At 33.3% G+C, this 14,804-nt stretch carries 9 protein-coding genes; 8 read left to right on the top strand and 1 reads right to left on the bottom strand.

Annotated elements, in window-relative coordinates:
• Nucleotides 1–4 precede the first annotated feature (4 nt).
• The 5 genes from L1S33_RS00045 to L1S33_RS00025 all read left to right on the top strand — a co-directional run bounded on the left by L1S33_RS00045 (nt 5) and on the right by L1S33_RS00025 (nt 4,847).
• Nucleotides 5–739, top strand: coding sequence for a carboxypeptidase-like regulatory domain-containing protein (locus L1S33_RS00045; protein WP_240560601.1), 735 nt, complete (start codon nt 5–7; stop codon nt 737–739).
• Nucleotides 739–2,928 carry a tetratricopeptide repeat-containing sensor histidine kinase gene (locus L1S33_RS00040; protein ID WP_240560600.1) on the top strand — a complete coding sequence of 730 codons (2,190 nt, stop codon included), beginning with the start codon at nt 739–741 and terminating at the stop codon, nt 2,926–2,928. Before L1S33_RS00045 ends, L1S33_RS00040 begins: the two co-directional genes overlap by 1 nt.
• A 106-nt stretch (nt 2,929–3,034) precedes the next feature.
• Nucleotides 3,035–3,766, top strand: coding sequence for a LytR/AlgR family response regulator transcription factor (locus L1S33_RS00035; protein ID WP_240560599.1), 732 nt, complete (start codon nt 3,035–3,037; stop codon nt 3,764–3,766).
• A gap of 2 nt (nt 3,767–3,768) precedes the next feature.
• Nucleotides 3,769–4,341: a hypothetical protein gene (locus L1S33_RS00030; protein ID WP_240551551.1), complete on the top strand. Its 573-nt coding sequence runs from the start codon at nt 3,769–3,771 to the stop codon at nt 4,339–4,341.
• Nucleotides 4,332–4,847, top strand: a complete 516-nt coding sequence (locus L1S33_RS00025) for a gamma carbonic anhydrase family protein (protein WP_240560598.1) — start codon at nt 4,332–4,334, stop codon at nt 4,845–4,847. Before L1S33_RS00030 ends, L1S33_RS00025 begins: the two co-directional genes overlap by 10 nt.
• A 199-nt stretch (nt 4,848–5,046) precedes the next feature.
• Here the strand turns inward: L1S33_RS00025 and L1S33_RS00020 are convergent, their stop codons facing one another.
• A complete protein-coding gene (locus L1S33_RS00020) occupies nt 5,047–5,505 on the bottom strand; it encodes a Spy/CpxP family protein refolding chaperone (protein ID WP_240560597.1) in 459 nt (152 codons plus the stop codon).
• Between the two features lie 127 nt (nt 5,506–5,632).
• On the opposite strand from L1S33_RS00020, the gene L1S33_RS00015 reads away from it, so the two are divergent.
• The 3 genes from L1S33_RS00015 to L1S33_RS00005 form a co-directional block, all read left to right on the top strand.
• Nucleotides 5,633–7,249: a mechanosensitive ion channel family protein gene (locus tag L1S33_RS00015; protein ID WP_240560596.1), complete on the top strand. Its 1,617-nt coding sequence runs from the start codon at nt 5,633–5,635 to the stop codon at nt 7,247–7,249.
• Nucleotides 7,250–8,227 (top strand): endonuclease/exonuclease/phosphatase family protein, encoded by a 978-nt coding sequence (locus L1S33_RS00010; protein ID WP_240560595.1) that lies wholly within the window; start codon nt 7,250–7,252, stop codon nt 8,225–8,227.
• A 345-nt stretch (nt 8,228–8,572) separates the two neighbouring features.
• Nucleotides 8,573–14,804, top strand: a 6,232-nt coding sequence (locus L1S33_RS00005; RefSeq protein ID WP_240560594.1) for a PKD-like domain-containing protein, incomplete at its 3' end; no start/stop codon positions are given.

The following is a 14,804-nucleotide window of genomic DNA, read 5'->3' as shown; positions in this document are numbered from 1 at the left end:
TATTATGAAATATCAATTATCTATTCCAAAACCATGTCATGAAAACTGGGCTAAAATGAGTCCTGTTCAAAAAGGGAAATTTTGTAAAAGTTGTAATAAGGAAGTTATCGATTTTACAAAACTTACAGATGCTAAAATTACAAGTATAGTTTCGGGAAGTAAAAACGTATGTGGTCGTTTTAAAAACACTCAATTAGAAAGAGAAATTGAAACTCCACAAAATAAAAATTTATCTAAAGTAGCTGCAAGTTTTGCTTTAATTTCCATGATATCTGGTGCTGAGCCAATGTTTTCTCAAGGTAAGGTAAATAAGGTTGAAAGTCATCATTTTAAAAAAGTAAATCCAACTATTGAGGCTGTTTTTTTAGATAAAGAAGTTAAGACGGATAGTATTTTAATAAAAGGAACTATTAAAGATATTACTGGGCCTTTACCAGGTGCAGCAATTATTTTAAAAGGAACAACTATTGGGGTAGAAACAGATTTTGATGGAAATTTTTCTATAGAAATACCCAATAAAAAAAGAAAGTCTCATATCTTAGTTGTTTCTTTTATAGGTTTAAAGACTCAAGAAATTGATATTTTATCAATTAAAAAGCCACTTGTAATTCTAATGGAAGAAGATGATAGTATTTTAGGGGAAGTTGTAACTGTAGGAATGATTGCTGTTGCAGAAAAACCTAATTTTTTTCAAAGATGTTTAAATATTTTTAGGAGTAAAGAGCATAAAAGATACTAATGAGTAAACAAATTAACATACTTTTTATATTCCTTTTTGGAGTTGTTTTTTCTTTGTTTTCGCAAGAAAATGAAGCAATATCAAATTCAAAATCCTTTATAGTTAAAGTAAGGGTTGTAGACAAAGAATATAACAATACTATTAAAGATGCCGAGGTTAAGGTAAATGGTTTTGGAACTTCATTTGCCGATTTTAATGGGATTTATAAAGTAAAAGCCAATATAAATGATGAGTTAATAGTTAGTCATCCAGATTTTGAAACAGTTCGTTATACAATAAAGTCAGACGAAGATGTTAAGATTTTGGTGGAAGGATTTCCACAAAAAAGAAAGTCTAAATATGTGTCTAAGTCTAGAGTTGTAAATCAAACTCATTTATTAGATTCGGCTGATTTCTATAAGAAAAAAGATATTGATAAAAGTCTTTCATTTATAACTAAAGCTTTAAAAAACAACAATGCTAAAGATAAAAATGCAACTGCTTATAAAATATTAGGAGATGTGTATTCGTACTGGAAACAATATGATTTAGCGATAGAAAATTATACGATTTCACTTGGCTTAAATGACAAAGTAGATACGCGTTTGCAGTTGGCTAAAAATAAATTTTTGTTTAAAAAATACAAAGACAGCGAGCAAAACTATAAAACACTTTTAAATAGTAAATTAACTAGTTATCAGGTGATTGTGGTGAATGAAGGTTTGGGTGATGTGTATTTGGCTCAGCAAAAATTTGCACAAGCAAAAACGCACTATCAAACGGCATTAAATGTTGCAAAGAAAAATTTAGTAACACCAAAAATTACGGATTTAAATTCAAAATTAGCAGAGGTTTCTGCAAATCTTGGTAATACTATTGAAGCGGAAACATTGTTTAAAAACTCATTGGATTTAGCTTCTAAAGAAAACAAAAAACGTTCTTTAAAAGAGCAAGAAAGAGTAGCAGATTATTACAATAAATCTAGTAGGTATGATGATGAAATTAAGCTACGTCAGCAAACTTTAGAAGAAGCAGAACAAATTGAAAGTTTAGAATTAGAAGCTCCAGTTGCAATAAATAAAGACTCTATAAATACGCAAAAAATAAACTATAAAATTGGAAATGCGTATTTGTTAAAAGAAGAATATCCTGCTGCAATTAGTTATTTTAAAAAGAGTAAAAGTGAAGCAAAAAAAGAAGGCGATTTTGAAGTGGAAAAAGACGCAACTCGAAGAATTTCTGAAGCTTTTGCAACTGTTGGAAATGATGCAGAAGCGTTAAAGAATTACAAAGAATATGTAAAGTTGGTTGATGAAGACTATGTGAGAAAACAACAGGAAATTCAACAGACAAAACGTTTTTCTAAAAAGATTTCTGACAACCAAAACAGAATTTCTAGCCTGGAGAAAGACAAAGAATTAAATAAAAGTAAAATAAGTTTAGCGTATAAAGATCAGCAACTTACCCAAGAAAGTAATAAGCGACAACAATACATAATTTACTCGTTAATTGCTGGTTTTTTATTGATGAGTTTGTTGGCGTATTTTATGTTTAGAACCACAAAGCAACAAAAGCTTGCAAATAACTTATTGGCATTAAAATCGATGCGCTCACAAATGAATCCGCATTTTATTTTTAATGCTTTAAACTCAGTAAATAGTTTTATTGCAGTAAATGATGAGCGAAATGCAAATCGATATTTATCTGAATTTTCGGTATTAATGCGTTCTGTTTTAGAGAATTCTGATGAAGATTTTATTCCGTTTACAAAAGAAATTGAGCTGTTGGAATTGTATGTGAAATTAGAGCATAATCGTTTTAAAGACAAGTTCGATTATCAAATTAATGTGGATAAAAATATTGATTTAGACCAATTTTCAATTCCGCCAATGTTGTTGCAACCATATATTGAAAATGCCATTTGGCATGGTTTACGTTACCGTAAAGAAAAAGGAAATTTATCTATTTCTATAGCTCAAAAAGATGCTGAAACACTTCAGATTTCAATTGAAGATAACGGAATTGGAAGAAAGCAATCGCAAGCGTTAAAAACTAAAAATCAGTTGAAGCAAAAATCGAAAGGAATGAGCACTATTAAAAACAGAATTGCCATTTTAAACGATATGTATAAAGAGCGAATATCAGTAACAATTGCTGATGTTTCTAAAGACGGAAGCGGAACCAAAGTGGACGTTTTTTTAAAGAAGTAAAAGAAGTAAGCAAATAAACTTAGCCCTGATTGAAGTGGCATCCTTTTTTTATTTTTCATAAAAAAAGATATAACGGAAAGCAGGAAATAGCTTCAAAAAATTAAGCATGAAACTAAAAGCAATATTAGTAGAAGACGAACAAATAAGCAGAGAAATTCTCCGTAATTATATTGGTAAATATTGCCCAAATGTAACGTTGTTAGGTGAAGCAAGTAATATTGAAGATGCGTATAAATTAATTGAAAAACACGAGTTAGATTTAGTGTTTTTAGACGTAGAAATGCCGTTTGGAAATGCGTTCGATTTGTTAGAAAAAGTGGAAGACAGAACTTTTGAAACGGTTTTTGTAACTGCTTACGATCATTACGCAATTGAGGCCTTAAACAGCCATGCAAGTTATTATTTACTAAAACCAATTTCTATAGATGAGCTGATTAAAGCCGTAAATATTGTTACCGAAATTAAAGAAAAAGAGAATCAATTACAACATCAAATTTTAACGCCAATAACAAATTCAGCTTCAGGAAAAATAACCATTCCGCAACAAGATGGCTTTGAAGTTTTAGATATCAACGATATTGTTTTCTGCAAAGCAGACGATAATTATACCGAAATTCATTTAGCAAACTCTAAAAAATTAGTCAGTAAAACGTTGAAGTATTTTGAAGATATTTTAAAAGAATACACATTTGCAAGAATTCATAAATCGTATTTAGTAAACGTAAATGCAATTACAAAATACAAAAAAGGAAAGGGTGGAAGTGTTATTGTTTCCAACGGAAAAGAAATTTTAGTTTCTGCCTCTAAAAAAGCTAATTTGTTGTCTTATTTTAAATAGATATGAGAAAAATATTAATCATCTTAACTGTTCTTTGTTTTTCTAATAAGATATTTGCTTGTGATTGCGAATGGGGTGGGAATTTTATGAAACTAGCTCCATTGTCTGAACTAGTTGTAAAAGGAAAAGTTATTGAACATGTTTATCATACAAAAGAAGGTAAACGTTATTTTGATTTCGAAAAATTTAATGAAGCACAAATTGAAAATGAATTTGATAATTCCTATGATCTTGGAGAGTCTATTAGAGTTGAAATAATAGAAGTTATTAAAGGAAAAGAAAATAGAAGAATTATTGAGATTTTTGATACTGATGGAGCTGATTGTCGTGCAAGTATTCAAGAGTTTAAAAAAGGTAAAACGTATATTTTTGCAACATATAAACCTAAAAGAACAGGATTTAAACTTCCAAATGAAACGGAAAATGATTATGCACTTGAAGGTTGTTTTGAAAGTTCACTTAAATATTTTCCGAAAACAAATGAAGTTTTTGGAATGATAAAAGGAAAGTCATACAAACGAAAGAATAGACGCTACTCTTATCAAAAACTTAAAAAGAAACTACTATGCCAATAATAAAAACAGTAAACGGAAAACACCCACAAATTCCAGCAGGAACATTTGTAGCCGAAAATGCTACAATTTTAGGCGATGTAGAAATGGGAAGCGAATGCTCAATTTGGTATAACGCCGTAATTAGAGGCGATGTGCATTTTATAAAAATGGGCGACAAGGTTAATGTGCAAGATGGCGCGGTAATCCATGCAACCTATCAAAAATCGCCCACAACAATTGGCAATAATGTGTCTATTGGGCACAATGCAATTGTACACGGTTGCACAATTCACGACAACGTTTTGGTTGGTATGGGAAGCATAATTATGGACGATTGTATTGTGGAATCGAATTCAATTATTGCTGCCGGAGCTGTGGTTACAAAAAACACACACGTTAAAAGTGGAAGCATTTATGCGGGCGTTCCTGCCAAGAAAGTTAAAGACATTTCGCAAGAACTTATCTCTGGAGAAATTGACCGAATTGCCAATAATTATGTAAAATATTCGAGTTGGTTTAAAGAATAGTTGGGCGTACTGACCAAGTTATTTTTATTGATTCGCTAATGTAAAAGAATATTCACAGTTTTAATTGTTAATATTCAACGTTAGCGAAGTTATTTAAAAATAAGTTTAGAATCAAACTAAATTTAAAACACAAAAAAAACTCGATTTCCTTTTACCGAAACCGAGTTTTTCAATCAAAAAACTAATCAACTAAACTAATTTATTTTCTATCCTCTTTTTTGCCTTTACGCTTCTTATTCATCTTTCTTTTCATTTTCCCTTTTTGCTTAGCAAACTTCTTTTCAAACTTCGCAAATTGCTCGTCATTTAAAATATTTTTTAATTTGCTTTTCATTGCAATTTGTTTGTCTAACTTTTTGCTTTGCATAGCGTAACGTTCATCTGCAGATAATTTTTTAGGTTTTTTATCGCTATCTCTCATTGCCTTACGCTTTTCTTGCATTGCTTTTCTTTCAGCAGCTTGCTCAGCTATAATTGGTTTTAATTGGCTTTGTTGGCTTTCGGTTAAATCTAAAGCTAAAGTCATTTTCTTAAGTTTTAAATCGGCCTGTTGTGCAACGGTTAATTTTTCTGAATCTCCTCTTTTTTGTTTTTTCTGTGCTTGTGCTGTAAAAGTTACGGCAAACATTAATGCTACTACTGTTATTATCTGTTTCATCTTTTTTTTATTTTAAGGTTATAATTTATTTACACATCTAAGACCTTCAAATTTTAAAAAGGTTTAACTTTGGTTTTTACTTTAACAGATGATTAACAATCTCCCGGCTATAGAAAACTGCAATCTAATGAGAAACTTATTCTTTATATTTTTAACTATAACTACGTTTACTTTTGCTCAAAACACACAGAACGTAAACCTTTCCAATCCAAACGCTGCCATATATACACACTTGTATTTTTTACAGTCGGATAGTTATTTTCCTGAGAAAGCAGCAAAAACCATAAAAGGTTTACCCGAGGATTTGGCTATTAAAAAAGCGAAAAGAATAAAACAGGTTTTAGATGGAAAAGGTTTGTTTGTAGATTTTAGTAAAATACCAACAAATCCTAATTATAACGATACTATTGGTTATGTGAAATCTTATAAATATGTGTTGTTTCCAGACAGAATGCCTTTAATTTCTGTTGAAAGAACTGATAAAAGTTGGTATTATTCAGAAGAAACAATACAAAATATAGATGCTCTTTATAATCAGGTTTATCCTTGGTATGTTAGAAAAATTCAAGATTTTGTTCCAGAAGTTGGTCATAAAAAATTATTTGGTATAGAATTATGGCAAGCAATAATGAGTCTTATTTTAATTGCAATAGCATTTGTAATTTATTTTATCTGTAGATGGATTTCATATTTCATCTTAAGAAAAATTCAATATAGAATAACACATAGCAAGAATGCAGAAATAAACTCAGTTTTAAAAAAGCTAGCGCATCCAATAAGTTTGTTGGTTGGCATATGGTTTGTAGAAACTATTTTTCCTTCTTTAAGATTTGGTTTGCATGTAAATAAGTGGGTTTTTCTAATTTTAAATATAGCTGCAACTGTTTTTTGGATTTATGTATTCTTAAAATTAGTGAAAGTTGTAATGAGAATTTATTCAGAATTTACAGAAAGAACACACGGAAGGTTAGATGATCAATTAGTGCCAATTTTGCATAAATTTTTAACAGGTATTGTACTGTTTTTAGGTTTCTTAAAACTGTTAACCTTATTAGGAATTGATACTACGGCTGTAATTGCAGGGGTTTCAATTGGAGGTTTGGCGTTGGCGTTGGCTTCTCAAGACACTGTTAAGAATTTAATAGGAACGGTAATGATATTTTTAGACAAACCGTTTCATATTGGAGATTGGGTAGAAGCAGATAGTATTTCTGGAGAAGTTGAAGAGGTTGGTTTTAGGTCAACTAGAATACGTGGAGTAGATACTTCAATATATCAAATTCCGAATAGTAAGTTGGCAGAAATTACAATCAATAATAAAGGTTTACGTTTATTTAGACGTTATAATACGGAGTTAGGTATTCGTTACGATACGCCGCCAGAATTAATTGAAGCGTTTGTAAAAGGAATAAGAGAAATTGTTATTGTGCATCCAGAAACAAGATCAGAATCGTATAATGTAGAGTTTACTGGTTTTGGTGATTCGGCATTATTAATTATGATAAATGTGTATTTTAAATCTTTACAATGGGGTGTTGAGCAATCTTCAAAACATAAGTTTCATATTGCTATTGTAAAACTGGCAAAAGCATTGGGTGTGGAATTTGCTTTTCCTTCTTCAACAATTATGATTGAACAATTTCCTGATAAAAAAACCGTAGATTTAGCATATAATATTAACCAAGAAGAAATAAATACTTCTATTAGTAAGATAGTAGAAGAATTTACCAAAAATCAACACTAAATGAAACGTTTTTTTAGAGTATTAAGTTTGTTCGTTTTTTTATTATTAATTGCTTTTACATTGTTTTTTGTGTGGGCTTCATCACCAACAATGGAAGAAGGTCAATATGAAAAATTAATTACAAAGGAATATTCTACAACTACCGATAATGATAGTATTTATAGCATTGTAACCTATAATATTGGGTATTTAAGTGGAATGACAAATAACCGCGCAATTGCAAAGCCAAAAGAGTTGTTTGATAAAAACTTGGAAATTGTAAAATCTGAGTTTAAAAAAGTAAAAGCAGATATTATTGCTTTTCAAGAAATAGATTATGCTTCAGCAAGATCTTACGATGTAGATCAACAAGATGAAATTGCAAAATTAGGTTACAATTATATAGCTGAAGGTACAAATTGGGATGAAACCTATGTTCCTTTTCCGTATTGGCCACCAAGTATGCATTTTGGAAGAATGAATTCTGGGCAATCAGTCATTAGTAAATATCCTATAAAAGAATATAAACGTATAGTTCTAGAGCGCGTAGCAGACGCTCCGTTTTATAGAGATGCATTATATATTGAACGTTTAGCTCAGGTAACTAAAGTTGTAATTGAAGATAAAGAGGTTGTAGTTATAAATGTGCATTTAGAAGCTTTTGATAAGCAAACAAGAGTAAATCAGTTTAATGCAGTTTTAGAGTTGTTTAATTCTTATAAGAATGAATATCCAACAATTTTATTGGGCGATTTTAATTCAAGGGCAAGAGACAAAGAAGCTATTATACAGAAAATGTTTGCTTTAAATGATGTTGGTAATGCTGCTTTTAATGCTGGAAACCCAGGAAATACTTTTGATACTAAAAACCCGGTTGAAAGAATTGACTATATTTTTTACACAAAAAAATCAATAGAATATTTAGATGGAAAAGTGTTAACTCAGTTTGGTGAGGCTTCTGATCATATACCTGTTGAGATGCATTTTAAGTTGAGGTAAAACATTATAAATACTTACTTGTTTTGATTTAAGGTTGTTATTATTATTATTATTATTATTATGCCAATGTTAAATTTTGTTGTTCAGTCTAAATTTTCTTAATAGTTTCTTAAAATTTTCTTAAATTCCACTTATATTTGATTTTAAATCGAGTTTTCAAGCTCATTTTTTTTTATGAAATTGAATTAAAGACTAGGCATTCGACTAAGTGTTCGTGTGACATTTACCTAGAAATTGTGTCTAAACTTTAATATCATAGAAAATTACATTGATTTCAATTCAAGTTTTTAATTCAAAGAACTTGAAGTTTTTTTAGTTTAAATAAATCACTTAACGCTCCCTTGTATGAGAATATTTTATATTAATTTGAGAATTAGTAATAATATTAAAAAAACATTAATATCAGCTTTCTTTTTGATATTAGGTTGTTTTTCAGTCAGTGCTCAAACACAAACTTTAGCAGAAATACAATCAAAACCAGGTTGTGCTACAATTACTCAGGCAATTGTAAATGAGTTTTACAATCCAATACCAGCAACAGGAAACAATCCTGGAGATGCTGGTATTGTTGTAACTGTAGATGTTACTGCAGAAACAGCGGCAGGAGATGCAAATCCTACTAATTATGAGGCAACAACCTCTGGTAGTTTAACCGATGCCCAATACTGTCAAGTAGGAACAGAAGGGCCAGATTTTCTTTTTAATTTTTCGGTTCCACCTGGAGAAACTACTACTTGTTCAGACGCAACAACAGTAATTAATACTCAGGGAGATTTTAATAGTGGTACAGAGTGGGTAGTTGTAATTGATGAAAATAATGAAATAATCGGAGGGATTCCTCCAAGTGGATTAGGTGAGTGTTCAGGAACAGTAAGTACAATTACTATAGATCTAATAGGGGATGATATAAGTGCGTTAGCTGCAGATGGAGTCGTTAGTCTAGAATTAAGGTCAAAAGGAGGTTCTAGAGGAAATAGTGGTAATGAAACTGATGGACCTTGTCCTTCTCCAGGAAATTGTGCACGTATAGAGAGTATCTCTTGGGATGTTTTTTCAAAACCTATTATAAATTCACCTCTACCATCATCAGATTTATGTGTTGGGGAATCAGCTACAGTTACTGTAGATGCTAGTGGAGATTTACCTTTAGCTTATAATTGGAATGTTGTTTCTGGAGATATAACTTTAACAGATACGGATCAGGAAACTGTAACAGTAACAGCAGGTAATACACCAGGTCCTTATGAGTTGAGTGTTACGGTTAGTTATATAGATGAACCTAGATGTACCGATACATTTTCAGATTCTGCTACTGCTCAAGTAAGACCTAATCCAGTATTTGATACATATGCTATAGAAGAATGTGAGGAGTTCCCAATACAGACATTAGACGCAAACGATGCTTTACCACTGCAACCAGGAGAGACTGTAGTTTGGTACGATTCAGCTACAGGAAATACAATTATACCTAGCCCAACATTAGATTCGATTGGTACTATTGTATATTATGCTGAAGTTCAAAATCAGTTTGGTTGTTCAAGTGCATCAAGATCAGATGTAACATTAACAATTTTCGATTCACCAGTAGGAACAAATACTTCTGAAGCGGTGTGTTCTGATGATCCATATTCTTTAGATTTAACTACAATATCAGATGGAACAGATTTTAGTTATACTGCAGTTTCTTCAAACTCAGGTGTAATTCCTTCTCCAGCTTCTGGTACAGGAACTACAATCTCAGGCACTTTTAAAAATGAAAGTTTAAACCCAGTAAACCTTACTTATACTGTAACTCCTATAGGACCATCTCCAAATAATTGTCCTGGAGATCCATTTGAAGTTATTGTAACGGTAAATCAACAACCAAAATTAGCAAGTGTACAAGACTTAATAGAGTGTTTTAGTGGACAAACATTAGATGCTAATGACGCTATTACTTTAAATCCTAATACAGGTGTGAGGTGGTATGATGCTTTAACAGGAGGTACTCTAGTTACAACTCCAACACACAATACTGTTGGTTCAACTTCATACTTTGCTGAAGTATTTGATACAGCTACTCCATGTGTTAATCCTATAAGAGAAGAGGTTGTGTTAAGATTAGAATCGCCACCTTTCCCAGATTTAACAGAAGCAGTTTGTTCAAACGAAGCTTTAAATATTGGTATATCTGCATTTCCAGCAACTTATACAGTTTCATCTTCAGATCAGTTAAATGTTCCTGCAGGTGTAGATCGTACAACAGAAATGTCTGCGAATATTACGGATACTTATGTAAATACTACCACAGCTCCTGTAACTATTATTTATACAGTTACTATCGGTGGAGTATCTGCATGTGCAGGAGAAGTTTTTGATATAACAGTTACTGTTAGCCCTGAACCAGTTGTTTCAAGTACATTAAATACAGTAGTTTGTAGTGATAATGCTATTGGGGTTGTTTTAGATGTTGAGTCAACAAGTGTTGCTGCTGCATCTTGGAGAATTGTTAGCATTATTCCTCAAGCAGGTTTAGTTGCTGGAAGTTCTAATGTTGCAACAGGACCAGGTATGGCCTCGAATGCAATAGCAAGTGATGTATATACAAATTCAACAACCGGAGATTTAACAGTAGATTATGTTGTAGAAGGAACATCTTCATCAGGTTGTACTGGTGAAACTGAAACTATTACTGTGACAATAAATCCTGCGCCAACATCAGATGTTGGAACAGATACCTCAGATACAATATGTTCAGATGCTATGTATACTTTTTCTGATGGAACATCGTCAGGAGGAACAGTAGCTTGGTCAACAAGTGGAACAGGAGTGTTTAGTAGTAATTCAGCAGAAAACCCAACATATACACCAAGTGCAGCAGATGTTTCAGCAGTAACAGTAACGTTAACAAAAACAGTAAATGGAATTGGTACTTGTTCAGGAACACCAGTAACTTCAGAATTTACATTAAATATAATTGAAGAACCAACAGTTGAAGCTGGTCCAAATGCAACATTATGTGAAGGTTTCGGAAACTATCAATTATCTGGTTCTAGTATTGGAGGTGGAGCAACAACAGGAACTTGGACTGTAACAACTAATCCAGGAAGTGCAGGTTCATTAACTCCAGCAACGGCAACGGCAACGCCAGATACAGTAAACTTTAGTGCAACCGCAGCAGGAACTTATGTGTTAACTTTAACTACAGATACAATTGCGCCTTGTGTAGCAGTAAGCGATACGGTAACAATAACTGTTGATGCTGCACCAACATCAAGTGTCGGTACTGATACAGAGGGTTCTATATGTCCAGATGCAATGTACACTTTTACAAATGGAACATCATCAAACGGAACAATAGCATGGACTACTAGCGGAACAGGTACATTTAGTAGTGTTTCTAATGAAAACCCTACATATACACCAAGTACTGCGGATGCCAGTGCTGGAACAATAACTTTAACAAAAACTGTAAACGGAACTGGTAGTTGTTCAGGAACATCCGCAACTTCAGATTTCACATTAACAATTTTTGATTCTCCTACAGGTACAAATACAGTTGGAGAAGTATGTTCAGATGATCCTTATTCTTTAGATTTAACTACAGTGTCAGATGGAACTAATTTTAGCTACACAGTTGTTTCTTCAAATCCAAGTGAAATACCAGCTCCAGCTCCAGGAGCAGGAACTACAATTTCAGGTACTTTTAAAAATGAAAGTTTAAATCCAATTAATTTAACTTATACAGTAACACCAATTGGACCAGCTCCTGGGAATTGTCCAGGAACACCTTTTGATGTTGTGTTAACTATAAATCAACAACCAAAATTAGCAAGTGTACAAGATTTAATAGAATGTGATAGTGGGCAAACTTTAGATGCTAATAATGCTATTACATTGAACCCTAATACAGATGTAAGGTGGTTTGATGCTTTAACAGGTGGAACTCAAGTTGCAAGCCCAACTCATACAGGTAATGGTTCAACATCTTATTTTGCTGAAGTATTTGATACAACAACACCATGTGTTAACCCAGTTAGAGAAGAAGTTGTTTTAAGATTGGAATCACCACCTTTTCCAAATTTAACAGAAGAAGTTTGTTCAAAAGAAGCATTAAATATTGGAATATCATCATTCCCTACAACATATACAGTATCATCATCAGATCAATTAAACGTTCCAGCAGGTGATGATCGTACAGCAGAAATGTCTCTAAATATTACAGATACTTATGTAAATACTACTGCGGCGCCAGTTACAATTATTTATACTGTAACTATTGGTAGTAGCGCTGGTGCGTGTTCAGGTCAAGTTTTTGATATAACAGTTACGGTTAGTCCAGAGCCTGTTGTTTCAAATACATTAGATACAACAGTATGTAGTGATAATGTTGTAGGTGCTAATTTAGATGTAGCACCAACAAGCGTTGAGGCTGCATCTTGGAGAATTGTTAGTGTTAGTCCTCAAGCAGGTTTGATTGCAGGAAGTTCTAATGTTACTACGGGACCAGGAATGGCTTCAAATGCAATGGCAAATGATGTGTTTACAAATACAACATCAGGAGATTTAACAGTAGATTACGTTGTACAAGCAACATCTACTTCTGGTTGTGAAGGTGATACTGAAACTATTACAGTTACAATAAATCCGGCACCAACTTCAAGTGTTGGAACAACAACATTTGCTTCCATTTGTCCAGATGAAATGTACACTTTTACAGATGGAACATCATCAAACGGAACAATAACTTGGGCAACAAGTGGAACAGGAGTATTTAGTAGTCTTTCGAATGAAAACCCAACATATACACCAACTTCTGCAGATGCTTCAGCAGGAACAATAACCTTAACAAAAACAGTAACAGGAACAGGAAGTTGTTCAGGAACATCAGTAGTTTCAGACTTTGTGTTAAGAATTGATGCTTTACCAACACCACCAACATCAGGCGGAGATATCGAAGAATGTGAGCAAAGTCCAATTCAGACATTAACCGCAACCGCGACCTTAGTAGATGGAAACAATACCTTAACTTGGTATGATGCAGCTACAGGTGGAGCCGTAGTTACAACACCAACATTAGATTCGGTAGGAACAGTAACCTATTATGCAGAAGCAAGTAGCAATGCAACAGGATGTATATCAGCCTCAAGAACCCCAGTTACTTTAACAATTAACGCAGCACCAGTAGCACCTGTAAGTTCAGGAGATTTAACAGAATGTGCTTTAGAGCCAGTACAAACTTTAGATGCTAGTACAACAGTTGCACCGTTAGCAGGTATTACTATTACTTGGTATGATGCAGCAACAGCAGGAAACTTAGTAAGTGCTCCAACATTGAGTTCGGTAGGAACGATTACATATTATGCAGAATCGACCAATGCAGATGGTTGTTCAAGTTTAACAAGAACCCCAGTTGTATTAACAATCAATGCGGCACCAAATGGGATAGCAGATCAAACAGCTGTTACTTGTTCAGATGAAGCCTTAGATTTTGATTTATCAGCATTATCATCAGGCAGTACATTTACCTATACAGTTGCTTCATCAGACCAAGCGAATGTAGCAGCAGGAGCAGCAAGAACCACAGGAAGTGCAGCAAATATTACAGATACCTATACAAATGTTACAGCAAATCCAGTAACGATAACATATACAGTAACACCAGAAGGAGCCGCACCAGATAGTTGTGTAGGTACACCGTTTGATGTAATTGTTACAGTAAATCCAGAGCCAGTAGTTTCGACAGCTTTAGATACTACAGTTTGTAGTGATGGCGCAATAGGAGTAGCGTTAGAAGTTTTACCAACAAGTACAGCCGCAGCAACATGGGAGTTAGTAAGTGTAACACCAGACGCAGGATTAGTTGCAGGCGGAAGTAATGCTACAGCAGGAACAGGATTACCATCAAATGCAATAGCTAATGATGTATTTACCAATGCAACAGGAGGCGCATTAACAGTAGCTTATGTAGTAACACCAACAAGTATAGCAGGTTGTATTGGAAATCCAGAAACAATAACAGTAACCATAGATCCAACACCAGAGGTAAATGCAGGATCAGACGAGTCAATTTGTGCTGATGGCGTAAGTTTTGATTTAAGTACAGCAACCACAGTTGCAACATCAACATCAGGAACAATAGTATGGAGTACAAGTGGAGATGGAACTTTTGATGATGCCACAGCAGAAGCCCCAGTTTATAGTTTAGGAACAGCAGATCAATCAGCATCAGTAGTTCAATTAACAAAAACAGTAACAGGAATAGGCAGTTGTTCAACAGTAGTATCCGATGTTATGGATTTAACAATTGATGCTTTGCCAACGCCACCAACATCAGGCGGAGATATCGAAGAATGTGAACAAAGTCCAATCCAAACCTTAACTGCAACTGCAACCTTAGTAGATGGCGACACCTTAACTTGGTACGATGCAGCGACAGGAGGAACAGTTGTTTTACCAGCAGATGTAACATTAGATTCAGTAGGAACAGTAACCTATTATGCAGAAGCAAGTAATAGTGTAACAGGATGTATATCAGCCTCAAGAACCCCAGTTACTTTAACAATTAACGCAGCACCAGTAGCACCTGTAAGTTCAG

Origin of the sequence: Tenacibaculum aquimarinum, assembly GCF_022478115.1 — a bacterium.
Taxonomy (GTDB): Bacteria; Bacteroidota; Bacteroidia; order Flavobacteriales; family Flavobacteriaceae; genus Polaribacter; species Polaribacter aquimarinum_A.
The sequence above is the reverse complement of the archived record's forward strand: the minus strand, read 5'-3'. Positions and strand labels throughout refer to the sequence as shown.